Origin of the sequence: Cellulomonas carbonis (assembly GCF_014636275.1) — a bacterium.
Lineage (GTDB): Bacteria > Actinomycetota > Actinomycetes > Actinomycetales > Cellulomonadaceae > Actinotalea > Actinotalea carbonis.
In genome coordinates this window covers 923360-948152 of the sequence record NZ_BMEB01000002.1, presented here as the reverse complement: position 1 = coordinate 948152, position 24793 = coordinate 923360, and the positions used below count along the sequence as shown (strand labels likewise).

At 72.6% G+C, this 24793-nt stretch carries 22 protein-coding genes and 1 tRNA gene; 15 read left to right on the top strand and 8 right to left on the bottom strand.

Annotated elements, in window-relative coordinates:
• Nucleotides 1-12: 12 nt before the first annotated feature.
• The 4 genes from mobF (at nucleotide 13) to IEV86_RS09535 (ending at nucleotide 6993) form a co-directional block, all read left to right on the top strand.
• Nucleotides 13-2904: a MobF family relaxase gene (gene mobF, locus IEV86_RS09550; RefSeq protein WP_043602278.1), complete on the top strand. Its 2892-nt coding sequence runs from the start codon at nucleotides 13-15 to the stop codon at nucleotides 2902-2904.
• Between the two features lie 36 nt (nucleotides 2905-2940).
• The gene (locus IEV86_RS09545) at nucleotides 2941-3153 is read left to right on the top strand and encodes a helix-turn-helix domain-containing protein (RefSeq protein WP_043602199.1); all 213 of its coding nucleotides are present in this window, start codon (nucleotides 2941-2943) and stop codon (nucleotides 3151-3153) included.
• A complete protein-coding gene (locus tag IEV86_RS09540; protein ID WP_229734580.1) occupies nucleotides 3153-4454 on the top strand; it encodes a tyrosine-type recombinase/integrase in 1302 nt (433 codons plus the stop codon). The genes IEV86_RS09545 and IEV86_RS09540 overlap by 1 nt, the downstream gene beginning before the upstream one ends.
• 139 nt (nucleotides 4455-4593) lie before the next feature.
• Nucleotides 4594-6993, top strand: coding sequence for an SIR2 family NAD-dependent protein deacylase (locus IEV86_RS09535; RefSeq protein WP_152605519.1), 2400 nt, complete (start codon nucleotides 4594-4596; stop codon nucleotides 6991-6993).
• A 362-nt stretch (nucleotides 6994-7355) separates the two neighbouring features.
• On the opposite strand, the gene IEV86_RS09530 is transcribed toward IEV86_RS09535, so the two are convergent.
• Nucleotides 7356-7428: transfer RNA gene (locus tag IEV86_RS09530), tRNA-Arg, on the bottom strand.
• 136 nt (nucleotides 7429-7564) lie between these two features.
• On the opposite strand from IEV86_RS09530, the gene IEV86_RS09525 reads away from it, so the two are divergent.
• Nucleotides 7565-8977, top strand: coding sequence for a DUF2252 domain-containing protein (locus tag IEV86_RS09525; protein ID WP_052425770.1), 1413 nt, complete (start codon nucleotides 7565-7567; stop codon nucleotides 8975-8977).
• A gap of 47 nt (nucleotides 8978-9024) precedes the next feature.
• Here IEV86_RS09525 and IEV86_RS09520 read toward each other — a convergent pair whose 3' ends face one another.
• Nucleotides 9025-9735, bottom strand: a complete 711-nt coding sequence (locus tag IEV86_RS09520) for a DUF4386 domain-containing protein (RefSeq protein WP_161784008.1) — start codon at nucleotides 9733-9735, stop codon at nucleotides 9025-9027.
• A 106-nt stretch (nucleotides 9736-9841) separates the two neighbouring features.
• Here IEV86_RS09520 and IEV86_RS09515 point away from each other — a divergent pair, with 106 nt between their 5' ends.
• The 3 genes from IEV86_RS09515 to IEV86_RS09505 all read left to right on the top strand — a co-directional run bounded on the left by IEV86_RS09515 (nucleotide 9842) and on the right by IEV86_RS09505 (nucleotide 12046).
• A complete protein-coding gene (locus IEV86_RS09515) occupies nucleotides 9842-10531 on the top strand; it encodes a TetR/AcrR family transcriptional regulator C-terminal domain-containing protein (protein ID WP_043602196.1) in 690 nt (229 codons plus the stop codon).
• 127 nt (nucleotides 10532-10658) lie between these two features.
• Nucleotides 10659-10988: a hypothetical protein gene (locus tag IEV86_RS09510; protein ID WP_043602195.1), complete on the top strand. Its 330-nt coding sequence runs from the start codon at nucleotides 10659-10661 to the stop codon at nucleotides 10986-10988.
• Between the two features lie 119 nt (nucleotides 10989-11107).
• The gene (locus IEV86_RS09505) at nucleotides 11108-12046 is read left to right on the top strand and encodes a lipid kinase (protein ID WP_043602194.1); all 939 of its coding nucleotides are present in this window, start codon (nucleotides 11108-11110) and stop codon (nucleotides 12044-12046) included.
• A 117-nt stretch (nucleotides 12047-12163) separates the two neighbouring features.
• Here the strand turns inward: IEV86_RS09505 and IEV86_RS09500 are convergent, their stop codons facing one another.
• Complete coding sequence (locus tag IEV86_RS09500) at nucleotides 12164-12553, bottom strand: winged helix-turn-helix transcriptional regulator (protein WP_043602193.1); 390 nt, start codon at nucleotides 12551-12553, stop codon at nucleotides 12164-12166.
• A 105-nt stretch (nucleotides 12554-12658) separates the two neighbouring features.
• On the opposite strand from IEV86_RS09500, the gene IEV86_RS09495 reads away from it, so the two are divergent.
• The 3 genes from IEV86_RS09495 to IEV86_RS09485 all read left to right on the top strand — a co-directional run bounded on the left by IEV86_RS09495 (nucleotide 12659) and on the right by IEV86_RS09485 (nucleotide 14816).
• Nucleotides 12659-13519, top strand: coding sequence for an NAD(P)H-binding protein (locus IEV86_RS09495; RefSeq protein ID WP_043602192.1), 861 nt, complete (start codon nucleotides 12659-12661; stop codon nucleotides 13517-13519).
• 224 nt (nucleotides 13520-13743) lie between these two features.
• Complete coding sequence (locus IEV86_RS09490) at nucleotides 13744-14220, top strand: hypothetical protein (protein WP_152605518.1); 477 nt, start codon at nucleotides 13744-13746, stop codon at nucleotides 14218-14220.
• Nucleotides 14221-14246: 26 nt separating this feature from the next.
• Entirely contained in the window at nucleotides 14247-14816 is a 570-nt protein-coding gene (locus IEV86_RS09485; RefSeq protein WP_043602189.1) for a hypothetical protein, read from the top strand.
• 85 nt (nucleotides 14817-14901) lie between these two features.
• Here the strand turns inward: IEV86_RS09485 and IEV86_RS09480 are convergent, their stop codons facing one another.
• Nucleotides 14902-15630 carry a DUF4389 domain-containing protein gene (locus IEV86_RS09480; RefSeq protein ID WP_052425768.1) on the bottom strand — a complete coding sequence of 243 codons (729 nt, stop codon included), beginning with the start codon at nucleotides 15628-15630 and terminating at the stop codon, nucleotides 14902-14904.
• A gap of 154 nt (nucleotides 15631-15784) precedes the next feature.
• Nucleotides 15785-16186 (bottom strand): DUF6766 family protein, encoded by a 402-nt coding sequence (locus IEV86_RS09475; RefSeq protein WP_152605516.1) that lies wholly within the window; start codon nucleotides 16184-16186, stop codon nucleotides 15785-15787.
• Between the two features lie 116 nt (nucleotides 16187-16302).
• Between IEV86_RS09475 and IEV86_RS09470 the strand changes: the two genes are divergently transcribed.
• Nucleotides 16303-16782: a hypothetical protein gene (locus IEV86_RS09470; protein ID WP_043602185.1), complete on the top strand. Its 480-nt coding sequence runs from the start codon at nucleotides 16303-16305 to the stop codon at nucleotides 16780-16782.
• 150 nt (nucleotides 16783-16932) lie between these two features.
• Here IEV86_RS09470 and IEV86_RS09465 read toward each other — a convergent pair whose 3' ends face one another.
• Nucleotides 16933-17481, bottom strand: coding sequence for a type 1 glutamine amidotransferase domain-containing protein (locus IEV86_RS09465; RefSeq protein WP_043602183.1), 549 nt, complete (start codon nucleotides 17479-17481; stop codon nucleotides 16933-16935).
• Nucleotides 17482-17649: 168 nt separating this feature from the next.
• On the opposite strand from IEV86_RS09465, the gene IEV86_RS09460 reads away from it, so the two are divergent.
• A complete protein-coding gene (locus IEV86_RS09460; RefSeq protein ID WP_043602181.1) occupies nucleotides 17650-18444 on the top strand; it encodes an alpha/beta fold hydrolase in 795 nt (264 codons plus the stop codon).
• A 17-nt stretch (nucleotides 18445-18461) separates the two neighbouring features.
• Nucleotides 18462-19658 carry a PP2C family protein-serine/threonine phosphatase gene (locus tag IEV86_RS09455; protein WP_043602179.1) on the top strand — a complete coding sequence of 399 codons (1197 nt, stop codon included), beginning with the start codon at nucleotides 18462-18464 and terminating at the stop codon, nucleotides 19656-19658.
• Nucleotides 19659-19759: 101 nt separating this feature from the next.
• Here the strand turns inward: IEV86_RS09455 and IEV86_RS09450 are convergent, their stop codons facing one another.
• Together IEV86_RS09450 and IEV86_RS09445 are read right to left on the bottom strand one after the other, a co-directional pair.
• On the bottom strand, nucleotides 19760-20344 hold the full coding sequence (locus tag IEV86_RS09450) for a hypothetical protein (protein WP_043602177.1): 585 nt from the start codon (nucleotides 20342-20344) through the stop codon (nucleotides 19760-19762).
• Nucleotides 20345-20396: 52 nt separating this feature from the next.
• Nucleotides 20397-23750: a VWA domain-containing protein gene (locus IEV86_RS09445; protein WP_188484641.1), complete on the bottom strand. Its 3354-nt coding sequence runs from the start codon at nucleotides 23748-23750 to the stop codon at nucleotides 20397-20399.
• A gap of 223 nt (nucleotides 23751-23973) precedes the next feature.
• Between IEV86_RS09445 and IEV86_RS09440 the strand changes: the two genes are divergently transcribed.
• Nucleotides 23974-24783, top strand: coding sequence for a hypothetical protein (locus IEV86_RS09440; RefSeq protein WP_052426513.1), 810 nt, complete (start codon nucleotides 23974-23976; stop codon nucleotides 24781-24783).
• Nucleotides 24784-24793 lie beyond the last annotated feature (10 nt).

Below are 24793 nucleotides of genomic sequence, written 5' to 3'. Positions count from 1 at the left end.
GTGGTTCCGGTGATGTCGATGCACAAGCTGACGGCTGGGGATGGGTACGCCTATCTGACTCGGCACGTCGCCGCGGGCGACGCCGGCCTGGAGCCGGGTGCCTCTCTCACCGCGTACTACGAGCAGACCGGCAACCCGGCCGGACGCTGGTACGGCGAAGGCCTCGCCGGCCTCGGCGACGCGACCCGACGACTGCGCCCCGGTGACGTCGTGAGCGAGGCGGCGATGACGGCCGTGTTCCGCGACGGCGCCGACCCTCTCACCGATGACGCACTCGGCCGGCCCTATAGCCGGTTCGATGACGGGAAGCGGCACGCGGTCGTCGGGTTCGACCTCACGTTCACCGCACCGAAGTCGGTGTCGGTGCTGTGGGCGCTGGCCGATGACGCGCACCGCGTCATCGTCTATGACGCGCACCGGGCGGCGCTGGCGTCATCGCTGGAGTTCGTCGAGCAGCGCGTCATCCGCACGCGCATCGGCGAGGCGGGCCGTCATCAGGTCCGCACCCGCGGGCTGATCGCCGCGGCGTTCGACCACTGGGACACCCGGGCCGGGGACCCGAACCTGCACACCCACGTCGTCATCGCCAACAAGGTCCAGGGGCCCGACGGCGCCTGGCGGAGCCTGGACGGGCGGACCGTGCACGCCGCCGTGGTAACCGTGTCCGAACTCTATGACGCGCTGCTCGCGGACGAGCTGACGCGGCGCCTGCCGGTGGAGTGGTCGATGCGGGACCGCGGCCCGCGGCGGAACCCCGCGTTCAAGGTCGACGGGATCGGCGAGGACCTGCTCGCGCACTTCTCGACCCGGGCCGAGGCTATCCACTGCGCCGAGCAGGAGTGGCTCGCCCAGTTCGAGACAACCCACGGCCGGGCGCCGACCCGGGTGGAGACGACCCGGGCGCGGCAGCACCTGACCCGCGCGACCCGGCCGCCGAAGACGGTTCGGCCGCTCGCGGACCTGCTAGCGGACTGGGCGAACCGCGCCCGCGCGCTGACCGGGCTCGAGCCGCACGACCTCGCCGCCCGCGCACTGACCGGCGCCTACGGGCGGGCACTGCACGCGCACGACGTCGGCCCGGAAGTGCGGGCGGCGATGGTTGCCCAGGTGCTCGATGACGTGTCGACGCGGCGGTCGGTGTGGACGACGTGGAACCTCGGGGCCGCCGCCGTCCGGGCCTCGAAGCTGCTGCGGATGGCTTCGCCGGGCGAGCGACGGGCGCTGCTGAACGAGGTCACGACCGAGGCTGCCGCGGCGTGCGTGCACCTGGACGACAACCGCGACCCGGTGACGCGGCGGGTCGGGGAGTCGCTGTTCACCTCAACCGAGCTGCTCGGCGCGGAGAAGGTGCTCATCGACGCTGCCGAGACCGCTGGCGCGCCGCACCGGCCGGCGGAGATGCTCGGCGCCATCCAGCTGCGCACCGAGCGCCACCTCGGCGCCCTCGCCCCCGACCAGCGTGCGGCCGCCGAGGCCGTCATCACCTCCGGGCGTCTGCTCGACGTGCTGGTCGGGCCGGCTGGGTCGGGCAAGACCACCACCCTTGCCGCGCTCACCTCGTTCTGGCGGCACGGGATCGGATCCGTCGTCGGGCTCGCGCCGTCGGCCACCGCGGCGCGGGCGCTGGCGGAGTCGCTCGAGGTGCCGTGCGAGACGACCGCGAAGTGGCTGCACGAGTCCACCGGCGACGGCGCCACCGCCCGCGCCCTGCGGTACGCCGACGCGGTCGCCCGCAAGTCCAGCCGCGACTACCGGGAGCAGCGGGCGGCCAACGAGGAGCACTGGCGGCTGCGCGCCGAGCAGGACCAGTGGCGGTTCGCGCCCGGGCAGCTCGTCATCGTCGACGAGGCCTCCCTCGCCGATACCCGTACGCTCGCCGCGATCGTCGAGCAGGCCCGCGCGGCGACGGCGAAGGTGCTGCTGGTCGGGGACCACCTGCAACGCGGGTCGGTCGACGCAGGCGGCGCGTTCGGCATGCTCGCCCGCCGCGGACCGACGGCCGAGCTCACCAGCCTCTGGCGGTTCGCGAACCCGTGGGAGGCGCGGGCCAGCCTCGAGCTGCGCCGCGCCCACCCGGCCGCGCTCGACGCCTACGCAGCCCACGGCGCCATCGCCTCCGGCAGCCACGACGCGATGCTCGACGCCGCCGTCGACGCGGTCACCACCGCAGCCGAGCGCGGCCGGCTCGCGGTGCTTCAGGCGGTCGACAACCGGACCGTCCGCGAGCTCAACGCCCGCATCCGCGCCGACCGCATCGCGGCGGGCGACGTCGCCCCGGCCGGGGTGAGCCTGCACGACGGGCTGGCAGCCGGCGTCGGCGACCGGGTCGTTACCCGCCGTAACCACCGGCGCCTAACCACCGCCGACGGGTTCGTGCGCAACGGCGCCCTGTGGGACGTGATCGCCGTCCTCCCGGACGGAGCCCTCCGCGTCCGGCCCGCCGACCACACCGACGCACTCACCGTCCGCCTCCCCGCCGACTACGTCGCCGAGCACGTCGAGCTCGGCTACGCCACGACCATCGCCCGGACCCAGGGCATGACTGTCGACGAGACCCACACGATCGCCACCCCGGGCATGGGCCGCGAGGACCTCTACGTCGCGATGAGCCGCGGCCGCCACGCCAACCGCGCCTACGTCGTCATCGACCAGGGCGACCCAGAGTGCCTGCCCGGCCAGGCGCCGTCGTCGGGACGGGAGGTGCTCGAGCAGATTCTCGCGATCAGCCACGCCGAGCCGAGCGCCACCGAGACGTGGGACACCTACCACCCCGGCCGCGCCGCGCCCCTCGTGCCGCCCGCGCGTCCACAGCAACCGTCGAACCCCTGGCCTCCACAGCCTGCGCCGTATCGCTTGACCACGCCGCCGCCGTCGTTCGCCAGTGGACCGGTGCTCGGCCGCTGACCACCGCCACACCCAACCCAAGAGAAGGAGAAGGTCATGACCACCACCGCACAGCACACCGCTCCCACGACCCCGGCCCGGCAGTACTACCGCGTGAAGGACGCGGCGCGGGTGCTCGGGGTGCCGCCCCGGACGCTGTACCACCTGGTCGAGCACGAGCAGATCCCGTACCGGCGCCTCGGCACGGTGATCCTCCTCCCCGCGGCGTGGGTCGAGCGCGAGCCGACGATCCCGGTCAAGCGGCGCTGATGTCCGTCACCAGGCGGGCGCACCCGACGGGCAACGTGACCTGGCGCGCGAAGGTGTTCTTCGAGGGCCGGGTCATCGCGCAGCGGTCGTTCGGGCGCCGGGTCGATGCCAAGCGCTGGGAGGCGGACCAGCTCGCGAAGCTGGACGCCGGCTCGTGGATCGACCCGGCGCGCGGGCGGATGACGTTCGCGGCGCTGGCCGAGGAGTGGCAGGCCTCTCGTGGTCACCTGGCGGTGCGCAGCCAGGAGACCACGCGGTTCCTGCTGGACAGGTACGTGATCCCGGAGATCGGGGCGTACCCGATCTCCGGGATCTCGGCGGCCGACGTCGAACGGGTGATGTCCGCGCTGACGGCGCGTGGGCTTGCGACGGCGACGCGGCGTCGGGCGCTGTCGATGATCCGGCTCGTGCTCGACTACGCGATCCGCGACCGGCGACTGTCGGTGAACGTGGCGCGGATGGTGGCGCTGCCGCGCGGGGGCACCAAGCGGGAGCCGCACTGGTTGCGTCCGGAGCAGCTCGGCCGGCTGGTGATGGCGGTTCCACCGCTTTGCCAGCCGGTCGTGCTGTTCCTCGGGACCACCGGGTGCCGGTTCTCGGAGATGGCCGCGCTGCGGGTCGACGACGTCGTGCAGACGCCACACGGGCTCGGGGTGCGGGTGCACCGGGCGGCGACGCAGTCCAAGCGCACGAGCGGGGCGGTGTTCGGGCCCACGAAGACGCACCAAACCCGGACGGTGCCGGTGCCGGCCGCGCTGAACGAGTACGTGCAGACGCGGGTCGCCGGCGCGGCGCCGGGCGAGTACCTGTTCCCGAGCCCGAGCGGGGGCGTGTGGACCAACACGAACTTCCGGGCGCGGTCGGGGTGGATGGACGCAACGCGGCGGGCGGGCGTGGAGGGGACGACGATCCACGACTTACGGCACACCGCCGCGTCGCTGCTCAACGCAGCCGGGGCGGACGTGAAGGCGGTGCAGGTGATCCTCGGGCACTCCACCGCGACCATGACGATGGACCTGTACGGGCACCTGTTCAGCGAAGCGACCTGGCAGGCGATGGAGCGACTGCCGGCGATTCCGCTGATGCAGGCGCCACGGGAAATCGAGCCACCGCCTGTGGAGCCCTCCGGTCCTTCCGACCGAGCCGGTCTCCGCACGGACTGCCGACGGCCGGACGCCCCAGGGACGTTCACCTCGGGTATGGACGCACGCACGTACAAGCCGCCTCAGACCCCGGGGCCGAGCGAAGCTGTGGCGAAGCCGCGCATCCACAACACGGCTTGGGGCTCTTGGTGCTCGTGACTGGGCGCTCCCACCAGCTCATCGCGACACGGTGAAGTGTCGACTCCTCAACCACCTTGCTGGCTAGACTCGGCGACGCACGGTGGGCGCGCGTCGCGGTTGCGACCCTGAAGTCGAGGAGTAGGCGAACGTGTTCGAAATGGAAGAGCTCGTCGCCAAGTTGAACCCGCGTCAGACCGCTCTTCTGCTAGGCGCAGGTGCGTCGATTCCCTCGGGAGCGCCGTCCGGTGTCGAGCTTGGTCGCCGACTGTCGATTGATCTCGCGCCGAGCACGTCGGATTCCGACTATTCGCTTAGCGAAGTATGTAGCATTTACGAGCGACAACTCGGCAGGGAAGCGCTCGCATCGCAGGTGGCAGCCTTACTTCGCGCGGTTGAGCCGACAGGTGGTATCCAACTCCTGCCGCGATTTGATTGGTACCGGATCTACGGGACAAATTTCGACCAATTGGTCGAGCGCGTGTACGCCAGTGCCAAGGTGCCACTCGTCGTTCGGCGTAGCAACTTCGACTTCAGTCGCCAGGCCGACCCTGGAGCGCTCGAGTACTACAAAATTCACGGCTGCATCAGTGAGGATGTCGGCTTTGGGCACAAGAGCCGCATGCTGCTAACGGAGGAGGACTACGAGTCGTACGCCGATTTTCGAGAAGCGGCCTTTCGCGCGCTCTCGGCGGACATACTTACCAAGGACCTCTTGATCGTGGGGCAATCGCTAGTTGACCCTCACCTCAAGGAGCTCGTTCGGGACGCGCTCAGGATTAGAGCGAAGTCAGGCACGCCAGGGCGGGTGTTTGTTCTCGCGTTCGCGCGGGATGAGCAACGCGCTCTAATCCACCAAGGGCGAGGTGCCGAGGTCTACTTCGGCAGTCTGGACTCGCTCCTCGGCGGGCTCCTCGAGTCTCTGCCCCCGGAAGAGCAGCGAGCAAGCGACGCATCACCGATCGAAGTTTTTGAGCCCACGCTTCTCCCGGCCGCCCTCATTAGCGTTACGACCGACGCCGCACATGCCATGTCGCTCATGCCCAACGTCAGAGCCGTCTTCAATGGATCGCCCGCGACCTACGCTGACATTGCTGCGGGGCATACGTTCCGACGTTCTGAGCATGCGAGGATCGTCGAAAGCCTTGCCGAGAGGCCCATAGCTGTCCTTCTAGGAGCTGGCGGCGTAGGGAAGACAACGCTGGCGCGCCAGGTGCTCCTAGACATCGGAAACGGTGTTGACGCTGCATGGGAACACACCAACGCGTTTCCTTTGCGCGCCGACTACTGGATAGAGTATGAGAAGCGACTCCGCGAGTTCGGCAAGCGTGCCGTGCTGTTGGTCGACGACTGCGTCGACAACCTCTCACAGGTCAGCCAGATCGCGGACCATCTAGGCAGAGAGAGCAACCCCGCGCTCCGTGTTCTGCTTACGGCGACCACTGGGAAGTGGCAGCAGCGAAGCAAGTCACGGTACGTCTTCAGTCACGGCAACGCGTTCACCCTCTCTAGACTGTCGCGAGAGGACATCAACGAGCTGCTAAGGCTGACAGCGCTCGCTGCAATCCGCGAATTAGTGGAGCCGTCGTTCCTAAGCCTTCCACCGGGCGAACAGTTTCGCATCCTTCGGGAGCGATGCTCGGCCGACATGTATGTGTGCATGAAGAACATCTTCGCTTCCGAGGAGCTGGACTATATCCTCCTACGAGAGTATGGAGAGTTGGAACAGTCCGCGCAGGATATCTACCGCAGCGTGTCGGCCCTCGAGGCACTTGGAGCACGAGTTCATAGGCAGTTGGTGATGCGACTGCTAGGACTCGAAGCAGGTGCACTTGCCGCCACGCTTGCGAGCCTCACGGGTATCGTCACAGAGTTCGACATTCGGCCCAGAGACGGATTATTTGGCTGGGAGACCCGACACCGCGTGATCGCGGCGACCATCGCGCGTTACAAGTATGCCCAACAGGCGGAATTGGATCGCCTCTTTGAGGCGCTTATTGACTCAATCAACCCGTCGGTCCGCCTGGAGGTCGAGACGGCCAGGGCGCTCTGCACAGAGGAGTACGGCATTGACCGACTCTCGGACCCAACGCGACAGGTCGACCTGCTGCATAAGGTCGTCCGGCTGCTCCCCGGCGAGAGCATCCCGAGGCATCGACTGATCCGTCACCTTATCGACCAGGACCGCCTCGATGATGCCGCACGGGAACTGCGCAATGCTGGCGATGCGATCAGGCCCAATCCGGTGCTCGCTCGATACGAGGTGCTGCTTCTGGTCCGCAAGGCCGAACTGACACCAGGATTGATGGCGGAGGACCGGGTAGCGATATTGCTGGATGCTGCAGCAAAAGCAAACGGCATTATCACCAGGTACCCGGACGATATGCACAGTTACCGAATCTATGGAGATGTGGGGATCGCTCTGGCAGGGCGAGGCGCAGGCGTCGAGGTGCTTCAGGACGCCATCAGGAAGGCGTCCGAAGCCGAGACGCGGATTCTTGACCCCGCCCTCGGTGAGGTCAGGCGCCGAATGGAGTCTGAACTGCGTAAGGCGGCGTGAAGCACCCAACTGCGATCAGTGTGCAGCCGTCAGCGATACGTGTCCCCGTCCCGCGAACCACCTTGAGTGCGGATGCGGCAGCCGCGAGTACGCCGGCGGAACCACGGGGTCGGGGAGACTGCGGGAAGGACGACTGGCGGCCGGATTGCCCGCGCGCGCCGCCCGTGGCGCGTCCCGCTTCCTGCAGGCGGCCGAGTGGCATGCGGTCCGACGTCCGCTGATGTCCATCCGCGTTCTCGACGAGCCGTCCACGTGTTGAGACGAGTCGCTGACCACACGCTGACCAATGCCCGGCAAATCGGACAGGGGCCCTACCGCGATCGTTGCGCCTATACCGCCCCTGACCTGCGAAAACACCTCTGTGCGCCTGGGCAGATTCGAACTGCCGACACCCGCTTTAGGAGAGCGGTGCTCTATCCCCTGAGCTACAGGCGCTCCGCACAGGCCCCAGTCGACCCGCGCGATGCCGGATCAGCGTACCGGCCGACCTCGGCGACGGCCGCACCCACCCGCGCAGCGGACCAGCCCCTCTGGTAGAACGAGAACCGGCCGGCGAGCGGAGGCGGACAGCGTGACGACGAGACCGCGAGTCCACACGGTGCTGGAGACGGCGGAGACCGAGGCGTTCGACTCGCTGAGGCGGAAGCCCGCGTCGCGCCGGGAGCGGTTCGCGATCGGCAAGGACCTCCGCAGGAAGGTCCCCCGGCGCTCGCTCGGCGAGTGGAGCCCGCCGTCGGACCGTCCGAGCGCGGTCACCCTCATCCAGCAGTCGCACGAGGGTCGGCTCGCCGAGCTGATCCCCGTCCGGGTCGCGCGCATGCTCGCCTCGCCGTACGGGTTCCTGCGCGGCACGGCGATCGTCATGGCCGCCGACGTCGCCCGGCTGCCGGCGACCGGCATCACCCCCGTGATCTGCGGCGACGCGCACCTGGGCAACTTCGGCTTCTACGCGTCGTCCGAGGGCGAGCTCGTCATCGACCTGAACGACTTCGACGAGGCGCACCCGGGTGCCTGGGAGTGGGACCTGCGCCGGCTCGTCGCGAGCATCGTGGTCGCCGGGCGGGAGAACAACGCGACCGAGGACCACTGCGCCGACGCCGTGCGGTCCTGCGTCGCGGCCTACCGGGCCGAGGTGCAGTTCCTGTCCACCCAGCCGCTGCTCATGCGCTCCTACAACCGGCTCGACGTCAAGCGGATGCACGAGACCGCGACCGAGAAGTCGCTCCGCGCGGAGATCAAGCGCGCAGCGAAGCGGGCCCGCACCCGGACCAGCGACCGCGCACTCCCCCGGTTCACCCGCGAGCACGAGGGGCGACGCCAGATCGTCGACGAGCCGCCGCTCATCACCCACCTGCCCGGCGACGACGGCGACCTCCTCGCCCAGGGCCTGGACGACTACCTCGCCACGCTCGCACCGCACTGGCGGCGCGTCGTCGGCGGCTACACGCTCGTCGACATCGCCCACAAGGTGGTGGGGGTCGGCAGCGTCGGGCTGCGGGCGTACGTCGCGCTGCTGGAGGGGAGCGACCCCGACGACGTCCTCTTCCTCCAGATGAAGCAGGCTCGCCGCTCGGTCCTGGCCCCGTACGTCCACGGCGACTCCGCCTGGCACGAGCACCAGGGCCAACGCGTCGTGGAGTACCAGCAGGCGCTGCAGACCGCGAGCGACCCGCTGCTCGGGTGGACCACGGTGGACGGCCGGCAGTACTACGTGCGGCAGTTCCGCAACATGAAGGGCACGGTGCCGTTGGACGGCCTCGACCCGGCAGCGCTCGTCGACTACGCGGGCATCGTCGGGCACCTGCTCGCGAAGGGGCATGCGCGGACGAGCGGCGCCTCGATGATCGCCGGGTACGCCGGCCGCGGGGAGCGGCTCGACAAGGCCATGGTCAGGTTCGCGCGGGCGTACGCCGACCAGACGGAGGCCGACCACGCCGAGCTCGTGGACGCCGTGCGGCACGGGCGGCTCCCCGCGCCGGAGTGATCGCCCGATGCGGGCGGGCTACGTGTGGGCCCGCCGCGTGGGGCGCCTCACGACGACGACCGCCCGGACAGCACCCCGCCCGCGAACCCCTTCACCACCAACCACCCCGCGAGCACGAGCGACTGCACACCCAGCGGTGCGTTGAGCCCGAGGTACACCGCGCTCACCACCGGCACGGCCCCCGCGAGGAGCAGCACGCTCGCGACGACGCTCAGCGCCGCCCCGGCGAGCCCACACCCGGACAACCATCGCGGCACGAGCCGTCGCCGGTGGAGCACCGCGAACAGCGCCGTGTCGCCGAGGGCGAGCGGGACGATCACTGCCACGTGGTTGACCAGGTCCCGCCCGACACGAAGCAGCTCCGCCTGCACCTCGAGCGAGGCGGCGACCGCGGCGGGTGCGCCGTCGTACGCCTCCCCGACCGGGAGGAGCAGGGCGAGGGCGACCACGCCGACGAGGTGGAACGCCGCGGCCACGAACCGGAAGCCCACGAACGCCGCGCCGAGCCCCGGGTCGGTCCGTCGCAGCAGCGGGTGCAGCGCGACCGCGAACCCCGCGCACGCGGGCACCATGACGGCCTGGAACACGGCGCCGCGGACGACCTGCCCGTGATGGGCGGTCAGGCGGTCGAGGTAACCGGGCTGCTCGAGCACCGGGACCACGCTCAGCGCACCGGCGACCGTCCCCACGACGACGAGCACCCCGGCGACCGTGGTCGCCCTCCTCGGCCGCTGCCACACCGCCGACGTTGCTGACACCGAACCACCCGCCCTCCCAGCGATGCCCCTTACGCCCGTAAGGCGACCGCAGCCACGCTAACTTACGCTCGTAAGCCCGAACAAGACCGACGACATCGGAGCCCGCATGGCCGTCCGCCCCCGCCCGCGCACGCCCCTCAGCCGCGAGCGCGTCATCGCCGCCGCGGTCACGGTCGCCGACGACCACGGGGTGGCCTCCGTCTCCATGCGCAAGATCGCCGAGCGCCTCGGCGTGGAGGCCATGTCGCTCTACCACCACGTCCCCGACAAGGACGCCGTCGTCGCCGGGATCCTCGACGCGGTGCTCGAGGAGATCGACCTCCCCGAGGCCGGACCGGACTGGCGTACCGCCATGCGCCGGCGCGCTATCTCCACGCGCGACGCGCTCGCCCGCCACAGCTGGGCGCTGGGCCTCATCGAGTCCCGCGGCTCTCCCGGCTCGGCGACGCTGCGCCGCCACGACGCAGCCCTCGGCACGCTCCTGTCGGCCGGCTTCGCGGTCGACGACGCCGTGCACGCCGTCGCGCTCCTCGACAGCTACGTCTACGGCTTCGTCCTCCAGCAGCTGCAGCTGCCCGTGGCATCGCCGCCGGAGGCACGGCGCGCGGCAGCCGACCTCCTCGGCCGACTGCCCGACGACCTCCCCCACCTGCGCGCCGTCGCGGCGTCGCGAGCGGCAGGGGACCACCCCACCGCCGACGACGAGTTCCGCTTCGGCCTGGACGTGATCCTCGACGCGCTCGACCGCTCCCTCGCACCCGCCGACCACCCGCCGACCGCCGAACCGCACCCCTGACGGCCACCTCGGCCCCTGCCGACGTCCGACCGACGGGCGCCCATCCAGGGACCTTCGTCCCAGGCGATCAAGCCCTGCACGAACGTGCAATGGAAGGACGGGCACGCAACGGACGAGGGGATCCGCCATGAGCACCGACACAGCCGACCAGCCGACGGTCATGCACGCCGACGGCGCGACCGTCGAGATCCAGTACGTCGACGACGTCGCACTGGTCCAGATCGACTCCGCCGCCACGGGCGCGGGCGCACGCCGCGCGGGCGACCTCGCGTGCGCGGCCCTGCGGGAGGCGCGCCGCCACCACGCCCGCTCCATGCGCACGGCGCTGCAGATGTCCCGCCCGAGCTGCGCCATCGTCCTCGACGCGCTGCGCCGCCGCGTCGGCACGGACGCGTCCGACGTCGAGCTCCGCCGCGCCGGCTCGAGCGTCATGGTCACGGTCCCGCTCCTCCCCTGACCCACGCGCCCGCCGAGCCGGGCCCACCCAGCACCCCACCGAGCGGGACCCCGACCAGCCGACGCACCACCCACCCGGCCCACAGCGCGCGCCCAGCCGCGCGCCCTACGGTCGTGACCATGCCCCCCGGCCACCCCGTCCGCACCGCAGCCCTCGTGGTCAACGCGGGCGCCCGCCGCGGGACCACACCCGACGACGCCCGCGACGCCCTCCTCCGCGCCCGCGTGCCGCTCACGTCGACGCACGCGATCCGTCCCGGCGACGACCTGGAGCAGATCCTCCGCGACCTCATGACCGACCCGCCGGACCTCCTCGTCGTCGGCGGCGGTGACGGGTCGCTGAGCTGCGCGGCCGGCGTCGTCGCGCACACGAGCACCGTCCTCGGGGTCCTCCCCCTCGGCACCGCGAACGACTTCGCGCGCACGCTCGACGTCCCGGCCGACCTCGCGGGCGCCGTCGCGACGATCGCCGACGGGAAGGTCGTCGACGTCGACCTCGGCCGCGCCGGGGGTCGACCGTTCGTCAACGTCGCGTCGGCCGGCCTGTCGGTCGGCGTGACCGACGCCCTCTCCCCCGGCCTCAAGAAGCGGCTCGGCCCGCTCGCCTACCCGGTGGCCGCCGTCGTCGCCTTCCGCCACCACCGGCCGTTCACCGCACACCTCGAGTTCCCCGACGGCGACCACCCACCCCTCGAGCTCGACGACCTGCTCCAGGTGTCGATCGGCAACGGCCGGCACTTCGGCGGCGGCGCGACCGTCGCACCCGACGCCGACCTCGACGACCACCAGCTCGACGTCACCGTCGTCGAGAAGGGCCGGCTCGCCGACCACGTGAGCATCGCTGCCCTGCTGCGCACGGGCCGCTTCATCGAGCACGAGAAGGTCCACCACCGCGCGACGCGCACCGTCCGCCTCGTCACCGACACCCCGCAGCGCCTCACCATGGACGGCGAGCTGGTCGGCGAGACGCCCGTGACGTTCACCGTCGAGCGCAACGCCCTCCACGTCGTCGTCCCGCAGCACCACACGTCCGCGCGCTACGACGGCCCGAGCGCCTGACGGCCGACGACGACGCGGGTCGCCGCGCGCTCCCGGCACCCGTGCGCTCCGGGCACCCACGCGGTCTGGGCACGCCTCCGCGGTCCGGGCACCCGTGCGGTCCGGGCTCCCGCCTCGTCAGGGCGCCCGCACGGCCTCGGGCCGACCGCCCACGATGTCGTCCGCGTTCTCGACGATCCAGTCCATGAGCGGCAGCAGCCGCGCGACCAGCTCCTCGCCCCGCGGCTCGAGGCTGTACTCGACGCGCGGCGGCACCTCGGGGTGCGCCGTCCGCCGGACGAAGCCGTCCGCCTCGAGCGTCCGGAGCGTCGCGGCCAGCATCTTCTCGCTGATCCCCTCGATCGCGCGCCGCAGCTCACCCCACCGCGCGGTGCCGTCCGCGAGCGCGACGAGCACCAGGACGCCCCATTTGCTGGTCACGTGGTCGAGCACGGTCCGCGACGCGCACCTCTCCGGGAAACGCCGTCCGACCGGCCGAGCGGCCCTCACCTCGATGCTTACGTCCATGTGGGTACCTTACGCACAAGTGGGTACCGCGGATCCGGAATGCCGTCGCGCGCGCGCTGTTGATGCGTACAGAGCCTCCGCCGGGAGGCACGAGAGGAGCAGGACATGATCGTCGTCACCGGGGCCACGGGCCCGTTCGGCCGCACCGTCGTCGAGAGCCTGATCGCGCGCGGCGTCGCCGCGTCCGACATCCGCGCGGGCGGGCGCGACCCCGAGCGCCTCGCCGCGCTGGAGGACCTGGGCGTCGACGCCGTCGAGCTCGACTACGACCGCCCCGAGACCGTCCAGGCCGCGGTCCAGGGCGCCGACCAGGTCCTCCTCGTCTCCGGGTCCGAGGTCGGCAGGCGGGTCCCGCAGCACCGCGCGGTCCTCGAGGCGGCGGCCGCGGCCGGCGTCGCGCACGTCGCGTACACGAGCGTGCTGCACGCCGACACGACGACGCTCGCCGTCGCGCCCGACCACCGCGCGACCGAGGACGCGGTCCGCGAGCTCGGCCTCACCGCGACGCTCCTGCGCAACGGCTGGTACTCCGAGAACTACCTCGCGACGCTCGACCAGGCGCGCGCGACCGGCGAGGTCGTCACCGCGGCGGGCGACGGTCGCGTCGCGAGCGCGGCGCGCGCCGACTACGCCGAGGCCGCGGCCGCCGTCCTCGCCGACCCCGCGCTCCAGGGCCGCACCTACGAGCTGTCGGGTGACGTGGCATGGTCGTTCGCCGACCTCGCCGCGACCGTCGGGGACGTCCTCGGCCGCGAGGTCGCGCTCCGCAGCGTTGAGCCTGACGAGTACCGCGCGAACCTCACGGCGGGCGGGCTCGACGCGGGCCTCGTCGAGTTCCTCGTCGGCATGGACGTGAGCATCCGCGACGGCGAGCTCGCCGACACCACGGGCGACCTGTCGCGTCTCCTCGGCCGCCCGACGACGCCGCTCACCGACGCCCTGCGGGACGCCACCTCGGCGGGCTGAGCCGGTCGGGCGCGCGAACGCCCGCCCCGGCCCCGCCCGGCCCCGGCCCGCCGGGCCGACCCCGCTCGGCCCTCCGACCGCCCCCGCGACGGAGGGCCGAGCAGGCCCCGGCCACCCGGGCGACGAGTTCCCCGACCACCCTGGTGCTCGGCGCGCGACAGGAGCACGCTGGAGGTCCGCGGACGACGACGCAGTCGTCGGCGGCCCGGCGCGAGGGGGACGACATGTCCGGAGCACCCGGCACCTCGAACGGCCCGACCGCGCCGCCTCCCGTGCCTACTCCCGCACCTCTCGCCACCGCCGGCCCGGCCGCGGAGCCCCCGGACCCGACGCCCGACGGGGCGCCCCTGCGCGCGGAGCAGCGCCGCGTGCTCGACGTCCTCCTGCATCGCTTCGACGACGCCTACGGGTGGTGGCAGAAGGCGTACAGCACCGCCGCGGAGACGGCGCTGTCGTTCGTCGGCCTGGCGATCATCGTCGCGGTGCTCGCGATCGAGGCCGTACCCGGGTACGACCCGTTCGACACGGCCGAGCTCGTCGCCCTCGTCGTCGCCGCGACCGTCATCACGCTCGCGGGCGTCACGGGCCGTGCGGTCACCGTCACCGCCGCGACGCGGGCGCAGCGCTCCGGGAACGAGGCGCTCCTGGCCGCCGCGGACATGCTCAAGCAGACGCGCGAGCCACCCGGCGGCGACTCGTGAGCGCACTCGGAGGTCGAGCACGCACCGTGCTCTCGAGCTACCTGCTCACCGGCCTGCTCCTGCTCGGGGGCGCGGCGGCCCTGACGATCGAGCTCGGCCGACCGGTCGAGAAGCGCAACGTCGGCACGGCGGCGGGCCTCGTCATCGCGGCCGCCGGGCAGGCGACCGGTGCGAAGCTCGCGCGCGACGGCGCCCGGTCGCAGACGCGCACGCTGTGCCGCCAGGTCGACGCGGGCCTGCGCCGGTACGAGACGGCGATCGCCCAGCTCGACGAGCAGCGGCGCCAGATGCAGCGCTTCGAGGACCCGCACCGACGCGCACCGGACGACGTCGCCGCCGAGCAGCAGTACGCCGCGGCCATCGAGGCGGTGCGGACCCGGTGGGACACGCTCGTGACCATGCGTGACGCCCTGCTCGAGACGATCGCGGAGGCGACGACCGAGCTGCCCGACGACGTGCGGGCGACGCTCACCCGGCTCCGCGACGAGGTCAGCACCGGTGGCGCCGCGATCTCGTCGGTCGCCGCCGTGTCCGAGCCCGCCCGGGCGGCGTTCCTCGACGCCGCACGCGAGCACGCCGGCGTCACGCTGCGCTGACGACGGGCGCCCTGTGCCGGGCCGGCCCCCGGGCGCTCAGGCACCCCCGAACGCCCCGGGCGCTCAGGCGCCCCGGCCCCCGCGCTCAGACGCCCCCAGCCACCCCGCGCGCCGACTCGGCCGGTCCCATGTCGAGCCGGAACGGCGGGTACTCGTCGGTCATGAGCGACGCGTACGCCCCGACGCGGTACACCCACCGGTTCAGGCCCATCACCAGGTCGTACAGCCCACGCGGGTAGGCGCCGGAGACCAGCAGCACGACGCCGACGACGAGCACGAGGATCCCGATGAGCCCGATCTGCGACTGGTACTGCACGCCCTCGGCGTCCTCCCACCGCGTCTGCGGACCGTTGAGCAGCGCGATCACGACGTAGTGCGGGATCGCGAGCAGCCACCACTTGACGAGCGCGAGCCCGCGCGAGAGCTGCTCGGGGTAGTCGACCGTGAGGCCCGTCGGGTAGTCGGGCACCTCGGCGAGCGTGAACGGCGGGTAGCGGTCGGTGCCGAGCACGCCGTACCCGTAGTACCCGACGCGCCAGCTCCACCGCAGGACGCCGACCTGGAAGTCGAAGATCCCCCGCGGGTACCGCCCGGTCACGACGACCGTCACGAGCACGACGGGCCACAGCAGCAGGTACGCGAGCCACAGGAAGGCCAGCACGATCCCGTGCGGGATCAGCAGCACCCACTTCACGAGCCACAGCCACCGCGACAGGCCCGACGGCGGGACGGCGTCCAGCCGCAATGGGTACGACCGCCCACCCGGCGGTGCGGGGTGGGACGGACCGGGTGACGGAGCGGTCGTCGCCGTCATGGCTCCTCCAAGGACGAGCGCCCGGTGGACGCGTGCCGCCCCGGGCATGCCACGCCCCACGCTGCCACCCCGCGCTGGGGACGGAAGTGACGAACGGCCCAGACCGCCCAGGGGACCCGCCCGGCGTCACGCTCCGCCGACGGGTCCCGTCCGCTCAGCCCCGCTGGTGCTCGGTCTGCTCGGCCTCCTCCTCCTCGCGGTACTCGAACTCCGCGGGGTCGACGCCGCGCTCGATCAGGAGCCGGTCGATCTTGGCCTCGATGCGCTCGTCGCCCTCCTTGGACTGCGACGAGCCCCAGAAGTAGAACATCGCGAGGCCGGCGGCCTGCCAGACGAGCTGGAGGAACTCCGACTGCCAGTTCTCGAAGGTCGACGCGAGGAACGACGGCCAGAACTCGGCCCACTCGAACGCCGACCCGTGCTGGGCGGCCTGGTTGCGCTCCTCGACGAGCTGGAACACGAGCTGCCCGGCCCACGACAGGAGGAACAGCGCCCCCGTCACGATGCCGAACGAGTACGCGGTGAAGAACTTCGGACGACCCTGGCGTGCAGACATCTCGACCCCTTCCTCTCGCCCTGCGCGCTCACCATCACCCCGGGCGCAGCGCGTCGCACCCCGAAGACCCGGTCCGACGACGCGCACGCCGCCGGAGCCGCACGTAGCGTGCGCGGATGGGCACCGGGCACGAGCACGACGACACCAGCGGCGACCCCCTGGGCCGCGGGATGCGCAGCACGGTCGGCCGCGAGAGCACGACGTTCGGGTTCTCGATCCTCGTCACCGCGGCGTTCGGGCTGCTCAACGCGACCGAGGGCTCACCGGACGTCGGACGCGTCTTCGCGTTCGCGGTCGGCGCCGTCGCGTCGTTCACGATGCTCGAGGCGATCCTGTCCCGCGGGTTCCGGGCGCCGATGCCGCAGCACGACACGCACGTGACCGCTGTCGGCACGAGCATGAACGCGGTGTCCGTCGTCGGCGGCCTCGCGGCGTGCTGGCTCCTCGCCACGGTGATGACCCACGCGAGCGTGTGGGCGCTCGGCCCGTTCGCCGCCGCGATCGTCTACCTGCTGCTCGAGAGCGTCGAGACGGCGCTGGGCGAGCGCATCGCCGCCCGCTCGGGCGACGACGGCGCCGCGGACGTCACGCCGTAGGAGATCGGACACCCCCACGGACGCCCCCCCGACCCCGCACGGACGCCCCCTCCACGTCGAGATAAGGGTTCGTGTCCGCGTGTCGTGGGACACGCCGACACGAACCCTTATCTCGACGGGGGGGTGTGAGCGGGCCGTCCTGCTCGGGGGTCAGGCAGTCTGCTGCTGGTGCTCGCCCTCGGCGATCTCCTCGATGAGCTTGGCGTTGAACGCGGGGAGGTCGGCGGGCGTTCGGCTGCTCACCAGGCCGGAGTCGACGACGACCTCCTCGTCGACCCACGTCGCGCCCGCGTTGCGCAGGTCGGTCTGCAGGCTGGGGTACGAGGTCAGCGTGCGGCCGCGGACGACGTCGGCGTCCGTGAGGATCCACCCGCCGTGGCAGATGACGCCCACGGGCTTGTGCTGGGCGAAGACGTCGCGGACGAACGCGACGGCCTGGGCGTCCATGCGGATCTTGTCGCCGTTCGCGACGCCGCCGGGCAGGACGAGCGCGTCGAAGTCACCCGCGCTGACGTCGGCCGTCGTGCGGTCGACCTGCGCCTCGTGACCCTTCTTGCCGGTGATCGTGCCCGTCTCGGTCGAGATGAGGACGGCGGTCGCACCGTGCTCGGTCACGGCCTCCCACGGGCTCGTGAGCTCGCTGTCCTCGAAGCCGTTCGTGGCGAGGAACGCGACGGTCTTGCCGGTGAGGTGGGACATGCAGGACTCCCTCGTGATCGGGGTGTGCGGGTCCTTCGACGGTAGGTCGACCCACGCGCCGAGGCACCTCGGGGGCGCCGAGCGGGCGGGGGCCGCGGCCGAGCCGGCGCGCGGGGGCGAGCCGGCGGGCGGGGGCGCACGCGGGCCGCGGCGGTTAACCTCGTCGGGATGAGTGTCGCGGAGCGCAACGACGTCCGCGTCTCCGGCGTGCCCGACGGACAGCCGATCGTCTTCGCGCACGGGTTCGGCTGCGACCAGAACATGTGGCGGTACGTCGCCCCGCACTTCGAAAACGCGTTCCGCGTCGTGACGTTCGACCACGTCGGCTCGGGCGGCTCGGACCTGTCGGCCTACGACCCGGTGCGCCACGGGTCGCTGCGCGGCTACGCCGAGGACGTCCTGGAGATCCTGCGCGAGCTCGACCTGCGCGACGTCGTCCTGGTCGGCCACTCGGTCTCGGCGATGATCGCCGTCCTCGCCGCCGTCGCCGAGCCCGAGCGGTTCGCGCGCCTCGTGCTGGTCGGCCCCTCCCCGCGCTACCTCGACGACGACGGCTACACGGGCGGCTTCTCCGAGGCCGACATCGCCGAGCTGCTCGAGTCGCTCGACAGCAACTACCTCGGCTGGTCGAGCGCCATCGCGCCCGTGATCATGGGCAACCCCGGCCGCCCCGAGCTGGGTGCCGAGCTGACGGCGAGCTTCTGCCGCACCGACCCGGACATCGCGCGGCGCTTCGCGCACGTGACGTTCACGTCCGACAACCGCGCGGACCTTCCGCTCGTGACGGTGCCGACCCTCGTCCTGCAGTGCACGGACGACGTCATCGCGCCCGTCGTCGTCGGCGAGTACGTGCGCGACGCGATCCCGGGCGCGGAGCTCGTCCTGCTCGACGCGACGGGCCACTGCCCCAACCTCAGCGCACCCGAGGCGACGACCGCCGCGATCGCGGCGTTCGTCGGCTGAGCACCCGGTCCCCGGCCGTGCCCCCTCCCCCGGCCCTCCCGACTCCCCCGGCCGACGACGCCGCGTTCCACGACGCGCTCCTGAGCGACGACCCCGAGCTGCTGTACGACCGCGCGCCGTGCGGGTACCTGTCGACCACGCCCGACGGCGTCGTCGTCCGCGTCAACGAGACGTTCCTGTCCTGGACCGGGCACCGGCGCGAGGACCTCGTGGGACGCCGCCGGTTCGTCGACCTGCTGCCCGTCGGCGGGCGGATCTACCACGAGACCCACTACGCCCCGACGCTCCTCATGCAGGGGACGGCGCGCGAGATCGCGCTCGAGATCGTCTGCGCCGACGGCCGGCGCCTGCCCGTGCTCGTCAACTCGGTCCTCGACCGGGACGACGACGGGAAGCCCCGCGTCATCCGCACCGTCGTCTTCGACGCCACCGAACGCCGCCGCTACGAGCAGGAGGTCCTCGCCGCGAAGCGCCGCGCCGAGGAGTCCGAGGCGCGCGCGCTCCAGCTCGCGCAGACGCTCCAGCAGACGCTCATCCCGCCGACGCCGCCGCACATCCCCGGCCTCGACGTCGCCGCCGCGTACCGGCCCGCGGGCGACGGTCGCCACGTGGGCGGCGACTTCTACGACGTCTTCCAGGTCGCGCCGGACGACTGGGTCCTGGTGCTCGGCGACGTCCAGGGCAAGGGTGCCGAGGCCGCCGCCGTGACCGCCCTCGCGCGCTACACCGTGCGCGCCGCGTCGGTCGACCACGACGCCCCGAGCGACGTGCTGCACACGCTCGACGCCGTGCTGCACCTCGCGGACACCGACCGGTTCTGCACCGCCGTCGTCGTCCGGCTCAGGCGCACCGAGGGGACCTGGCGCGCGACCGTCGCGTGCGGCGGGCACCCGCTGCCGCTGCTGCGACGGGCGGGCGCCGCGCCCGTCCTCGTCGGCGAGCACGGCCCGCTCCTCGGCGTTCTGCCCGGCGCGACCTTCACCGACACCGACGTCCCCCTGGGTCCGGGTGACGCGCTCGTGCTCTTCACCGACGGCGTGACCGAGGGCCGACGACGCGCGGGGTTCTACGGTGCCGAACGCCTCCTCCACGTCGTCGACGAGCACCGCGGCTCCGCGGCAGACGTGACCGGCGCGCTTCTCGCGGACGTCATGGCGTACCAGTCGGGCGTCGCCCGCGACGACATCGCGGTGGTGGCGGTCGCGGTCGAGTGACCGCCCGGCCGTCCCCGTGCCCCTCGAGATCAGAGCTGTGGTCGGCGTGTCGCGCGACACGCCGACCACAACTCTCATCTCGACGGGAAGGGCCGTCCCGGTCAGGGGCGGCGGCGGCCCGAGTGGATCTCGAACAGGTCGCGCAGCGACGACGGGCGGCCGTCGAGGGCCTTGCCCGCCGCGACCAGCACGAGCGCGACCGGCTCGACGTCGTCGAGCGGCAGCCCGGTGACGACGGGGTGGTTCTGGTAGACGTACCCCTTGCTCCGCGAGCGGCCCACGACCCACCGCGCCCCCGGGACAGCCGCGACCAGGCACTCCGCGAGGTACCGCGCGACGCCGTCGACCACCCACAGCGTCTTTGCGGAGAACCGCCACGCGTCGTGGTAGCGCGCGTCGAACCACTCGGGCAGCTCGTCTGCGGGCTCGAGCTCCCCCGCGGGGCCGCGCGGGCCGGGCATGCCGAGCGGCGGCGGCTCGTACCCCGCGCGCCAGGACAGCCGCGGCACCGCCCACGCCCAGACCGGCTCGAGGGACGCCGCGCTCAGGTCGAGCTCGTCCTCGCGCGCTGCGCCGTCGGCGACCAGCCGACGACGCAGCGCGTCCAGACGCTCGGGACCGTGCGCGAGGAACTGCTCGAGGAACGCCTTGGCCTCCGCGGCCGACATCTCGACGAAGGTCACCACGGCGTCACCCTACGCACGTCCTCACGCTCGACCTCACGCACGGCCCCGACCGTCACGGTGCGTGGACCGTGAACGGGATGCCCTTCTGCACCAGCAGGTCGATGATCCGCGGGTCGGCGCCGATCGAGCTCGACACGTCGCTGGCGTAGAAGTGCCAGTGCGCACCGCTGATCCGACCGTTGGCCACGAGCGCAGCGTCCTTCTCGATCTGGTTGCGGATCGAGCGGGAGTACGACACGAAGCCCACCTTGGACTCGTGCGCGATCCCGTTGACGAAGACGTCGGCGTACCGGCCCCGCCCGAGGATGCCCTTGGTCGAGAACCAGACCTGCTTGTCGACGCCCTTGGTCGTCGCGCCGTACGTCGCCTCGAGCGCCGCCTCGCCGGCCTTGCCGGTCGCCTTGAACCCGGCGCCCACGGTCACGTTCGCGGCGCGCCCGACGGCCTGCGCGACCTGGTCGAGGTTGCCGCGGCCGGCCATGATCCGGATGAGGGACGCCTGGTCGAAGCCCTCGTCGATCAGGACGTCCCACTGGTCCTTGAGGATCTGGCGCGCCGCGTCGACCTTGATGGAGTCGGGGACCTCGTCCATCTTGGCGACGAGCGTGAGCGCCTCGTCGGCCTTGTCGGTGTTCCGCAGGACGAACCGCACGGCCTTGCCGGGGATCGCGAACGCGTCACCCGCGTAGGGCACGACGCCCGCGAGGCTCATGCCCGCGCCGACCCAGTCGGCGTGGATGGCCGAGCCGATGACGTCGCGCAGGTCCGCGACGCCGCCCGCGATCCACCCGTAGACCGGGATGAAGCTCAGGCCGCCCGAGAGCAGGTTGCCCGCGAGCCACGCGAGGCTGTCCGCACGCCACAGGTCGCCCGCGATGAAGCCCTGCGCGAAGTGGCCGGCGTACGTCCACGCGCTGACCTTGACGTCGACGTACAGCGGGTCGAGGCCCTGGTCGTGGCGGTGGTCGTCCTCGTACCCGTCGGAGAACGAGTCGCCGTCGGTGTCGTACAGGATCGGCGAGGTGCCCAGCACCTCGACCTCGACGCCGTCCCGCTCGCCGTCGCCGTCGCTGTCCGTGCTGAACGGCGACGTCTCGAGGTCGGCCTCGACCGCGTCGGTCAGGCCGTCGCCGTCCGTGTCGGCGGAGTCCGGGTCCGAGAAGACCGCGTAGGTCGGGGCCGTCGTCGGGTTGCCCGGGATCCACGTGCCGAAGAAGTCGGCGTCGATGCGGCTGCCGATCTCCTCGCCGTCGGTGAGGCCGTCACCGTCGGTGTCGGCGACCGCCGGGTCCGACGTGTAGCGGTGGCCCGAGCCCGAGAGGGCGCCCTGGATCTCGATGCAGTCGGGGACGCCGTCGGAGTCGGTGTCCTTCGTGAGGTCCGCGCCGCTGCCGCCCGTGTCCTCCGCGAGGCGGCGGAACACCTCGGGCAGCTCCTCGGCGGTGCGCACGTTGGTGTACGTGCCGCCCGTGCCGGTGGCGATCGAGCCGAGCAGCGCGTGGTCGACCGACGAGCCGAGGCCGATCGTGTAGATCGTGATGCCCGCGGCCTGCGCCTGCGTCGTCAGGCTCGACGAGTACGAGCCCTCGCCGTCGGTCAGCAGGATGACCATGCGCGCGCGGGCGGGGTCGCCGTTGCCGAGCAGGATCTGGTTGGCCGCGCTGACGCCGGCACCGATGTTGGTCCCGCCGACGTCGTCGATCGTGTCGATCGCCGACTTCACCGCGGCCTTGTCCTCGGTGAGGCCCTGCGCGACGCGTGCCGAGCTGTCGAAGTCGACGACGGCGGCGCGGTCCTCGGGCAGCAGCGCGTCGACGAAGATCTTCGCCGCCGACCGGCGCAGGCCCTGCGGGTCGTTCCAGCTCATCGAGCCCGAGCTGTCGAGCACGAGCGCGAGGTCGAGCAGCACGATGTCGGTGCCGCCACCGCCGCCGCGCGGGCGGCACGGGTCGTCCTGGGCGGTCCAGGTCTCGCCCCAGTTGCGGATGTCGAAGATCGCGTAGGTCGAGAAGTGGGTGACGGTCGCCGTGACGGTGCCGGCGGCGACGTCGACGACCTGGTCCTCGGCCGCGGGGTACCACGCGCCGATCTCGGGGTCGAAGTAGAAGACGCGAAGGTCCTCGGGCTGCGCGTCGCCGAGGTCGGCGGGGAACGGCAGCGTCAGGCGCGCCTGCTGCAGGCCGTCCGCGACGGGCGGCGCGAGCGAGAAGTCGTACGCCCTGCCGACCTGACCCCCGGCGCCGACGAGCCGGCCGTCGGCCGTGACCTCGTGGACCACCAGGCCGCCGGCCAGGTCGCCCGTGCCGACGAGCGCGACGTGGATGCCGTCCAGCGCGTCGACCTGCTGCGTCGTCACGTCGGCGCCGTCGAGCACGCCGTCGTCGTCGGAGTCCGGGTCGAGCGCGTCGGTCCCGGCCGGACCCTCGGCGCCGTCGACGAGGCCGTCGGCGTCGGTGTCCGCGGTGAGCGGGTCGGTGCCCGCGGCGAGCTCGTCGGCGTCGCCGAGGCGGTCCGCGTCCGTGTCGCCCTCGGTCGGGCTCGTGCCCGCGGCCTGCTCGGCGAGCGCGTCCAGGCCGTCGCCGTCGAGGTCCTCCTGGCCGTCCGCGACGCCGTCCGCGTCGGTGTCCGCGAGCGCGGGCGAGGAGAACCCGAACAGGGTCTCGACCTCGAACCGGTCGCTCAGGCCGTCGCCGTCGGTGTCGGCCGAGAACGGGCTCGTGCCGAGGCCCAGCTCGAGCGCGTCGGGCACGCCGTCGCCGTCGTGGTCACCGCCCTGCTCGACGCCCAGCCCGGTCAGCCCGCCCGAGGCCTTCGTCCACGCGTTGCGCAGGTGCACGACGACGGACGACGCCGCCGACCGCCCCATCGCGGCGTCCGCGAGCGCGAGCTGCTGCTCGGCCTGGCGCAGCGCGCGCTCGGCGGCGGCCCGGCCGGGCGTCGTCGCCGGCGCGTGGTCGAGGACGCCGCGCAGGTCGCCGACCGCGACGTCGGCGGCGACGCGTGCCGCGCGCACGACGAGGACGAGGCCCTCGGCCCGCGGGTCGGTCGCGCTCGCCGAGCCCGCGAGGCCCGACTCGAGCCACGCGCCGAGGTCGTGCAGGTGCGCGTAGGTCGCGGCGCCGTCGTCGGCGGTCGCGAAGCGCGCCCCGTCCGTCAGCGAGTCGAGGTCCGCGGCGAGCGCGGCGAGGTGCCCGGTGCCGGCCGCGTCGTCGACGACCGGCGTGAGGAGCGCGATCGCCTGCTCGGCGTACGCCCTCGTGTGGACCGTGTCCGGGTCCTGCGCGACGACGCCGAGGGCGTCGCGCCACGACGGCGTCCCCGCCCCCGCCGCCGTGGGCAGCCCCGCGGCGACCAGCGCCGCCAGGGCCACCGTGGTGACCGTCGTCCGTAACCTGTGCAGGCGCATGCGTCCCCCTGTCCCGTGGGCCCGAGTTGATCTCGCAGCCGCTCGGAGCGTAGGGGCGCGGGCGATGTCCGAAACACCCCGTTCGCCCGATCGGAGCACTCGGCCGACGACGGCGTGCGGGGGCGCCGCTGACGGTGCACCGGGAGCCCGTCGCCGCTCCCGCGCCGGAGGACCATGGACCCACCGCCGCGCCCGCGTCGGTGGACCGTGCGACCATCGGCGCATGCCCGACCAGCGACCTCCCGAGCCGCCGCCGGTCCCCGCCACCGGCATCCCGGCCCTCGACGCCCTGCTCGACAAGGCCGTCTCGATCCCGTCGGCCGCGGTGCACGCGCACGTCGACCGGCTGCGCGCGCGCAACCCCGAGGCGACGCCCGCGCAGGTGCTCGCGCTGCTCGAGAAGCAGTACCTGCTGGCCGTGTCCGCGTCCGGCGGTGCGGTCGGTGCCGCTGCGGCGACGCCCGCGATCGGCACGGGCGTCGGCATCGCGCTGACGAGCGCCGAGGTCGCGACGTTCTTCAGCGCGTCGGCGGCGTTCGCGCTCGCCGTCGCGGACGTGCACGGCATCGGCGTCGAGGAGGCCGCGCGGCGCCGCACGCTGCTCATGGCGACGGTCCTCGGCGACCAGGGCAGCAAGGCCGTCTCGACCGAGGTCGGGCTGTCGAGCAGCGGCTGGGCGCGCACGGTCCTGGTCAACATGCCGACCGCGACGATCAAGCGCGTCAACAGCACCCTCACGCGGCGGTTCCTGCGCAAGCAGGCGACCAAGCAGGGTGCGCTGTTCTTCGGCCGGCTCGCGCCGTTCGGCATCGGCGCCGTCATCGGCGCGACCGGCGGTCGCGCTCTCGGCAGGACGGTCGTCGCGTCGGCGCGGCAGGCGTTCGGCCCGCCGCCGGACCGGTTCCCGCGCGTCATCGAGGTCGCCGCGGGCAACGGGACCCCGCTCGAGCTCGACGCGCACCGCGACGTCCGCCTCGTGGAGGCGGCACCCGACGCGCGACGCGACGGTCGCCCGGGCGCGTACGACATCTGACGCGTCGCCG

Bases quoted from the DNA above. Each gene is read 5' to 3' on its own strand.
- mobF (WP_043602278.1), top strand. From the start codon at position 13: ATGTCGATGCACAAGCTGACGGCTGGGGATGGGTACGCCTATCTGACT.
- IEV86_RS09545 (WP_043602199.1), top strand. From the start codon at position 2,941: ATGACCACCACCGCACAGCACACCGCTCCCACGACCCCGGCCCGGCAG.
- IEV86_RS09540 (WP_229734580.1), top strand. From the start codon at position 3,153: ATGTCCGTCACCAGGCGGGCGCACCCGACGGGCAACGTGACCTGGCGC.
- IEV86_RS09535 (WP_152605519.1), top strand. From the start codon at position 4,594: ATGGAAGAGCTCGTCGCCAAGTTGAACCCGCGTCAGACCGCTCTTCTG.
- IEV86_RS09515 (WP_043602196.1), top strand. From the start codon at position 9,842: ATGGCCGTCCGCCCCCGCCCGCGCACGCCCCTCAGCCGCGAGCGCGTC.
- IEV86_RS09510 (WP_043602195.1), top strand. From the start codon at position 10,659: ATGAGCACCGACACAGCCGACCAGCCGACGGTCATGCACGCCGACGGC.
- IEV86_RS09505 (WP_043602194.1), top strand. From the start codon at position 11,108: ATGCCCCCCGGCCACCCCGTCCGCACCGCAGCCCTCGTGGTCAACGCG.
- IEV86_RS09500 (WP_043602193.1), bottom strand. From the start codon at position 12,553: ATGGACGTAAGCATCGAGGTGAGGGCCGCTCGGCCGGTCGGACGGCGT.
- IEV86_RS09495 (WP_043602192.1), top strand. From the start codon at position 12,659: ATGATCGTCGTCACCGGGGCCACGGGCCCGTTCGGCCGCACCGTCGTC.
- IEV86_RS09490 (WP_152605518.1), top strand. From the start codon at position 13,744: ATGTCCGGAGCACCCGGCACCTCGAACGGCCCGACCGCGCCGCCTCCC.
- IEV86_RS09480 (WP_052425768.1), bottom strand. From the start codon at position 15,630: ATGACGGCGACGACCGCTCCGTCACCCGGTCCGTCCCACCCCGCACCG.
- IEV86_RS09475 (WP_152605516.1), bottom strand. From the start codon at position 16,186: ATGTCTGCACGCCAGGGTCGTCCGAAGTTCTTCACCGCGTACTCGTTC.
- IEV86_RS09470 (WP_043602185.1), top strand. From the start codon at position 16,303: ATGGGCACCGGGCACGAGCACGACGACACCAGCGGCGACCCCCTGGGC.
- IEV86_RS09465 (WP_043602183.1), bottom strand. From the start codon at position 17,481: ATGTCCCACCTCACCGGCAAGACCGTCGCGTTCCTCGCCACGAACGGC.
- IEV86_RS09460 (WP_043602181.1), top strand. From the start codon at position 17,650: ATGAGTGTCGCGGAGCGCAACGACGTCCGCGTCTCCGGCGTGCCCGAC.
- IEV86_RS09445 (WP_188484641.1), bottom strand. From the start codon at position 23,750: ATGCGCCTGCACAGGTTACGGACGACGGTCACCACGGTGGCCCTGGCG.
- IEV86_RS09440 (WP_052426513.1), top strand. From the start codon at position 23,974: ATGCCCGACCAGCGACCTCCCGAGCCGCCGCCGGTCCCCGCCACCGGC.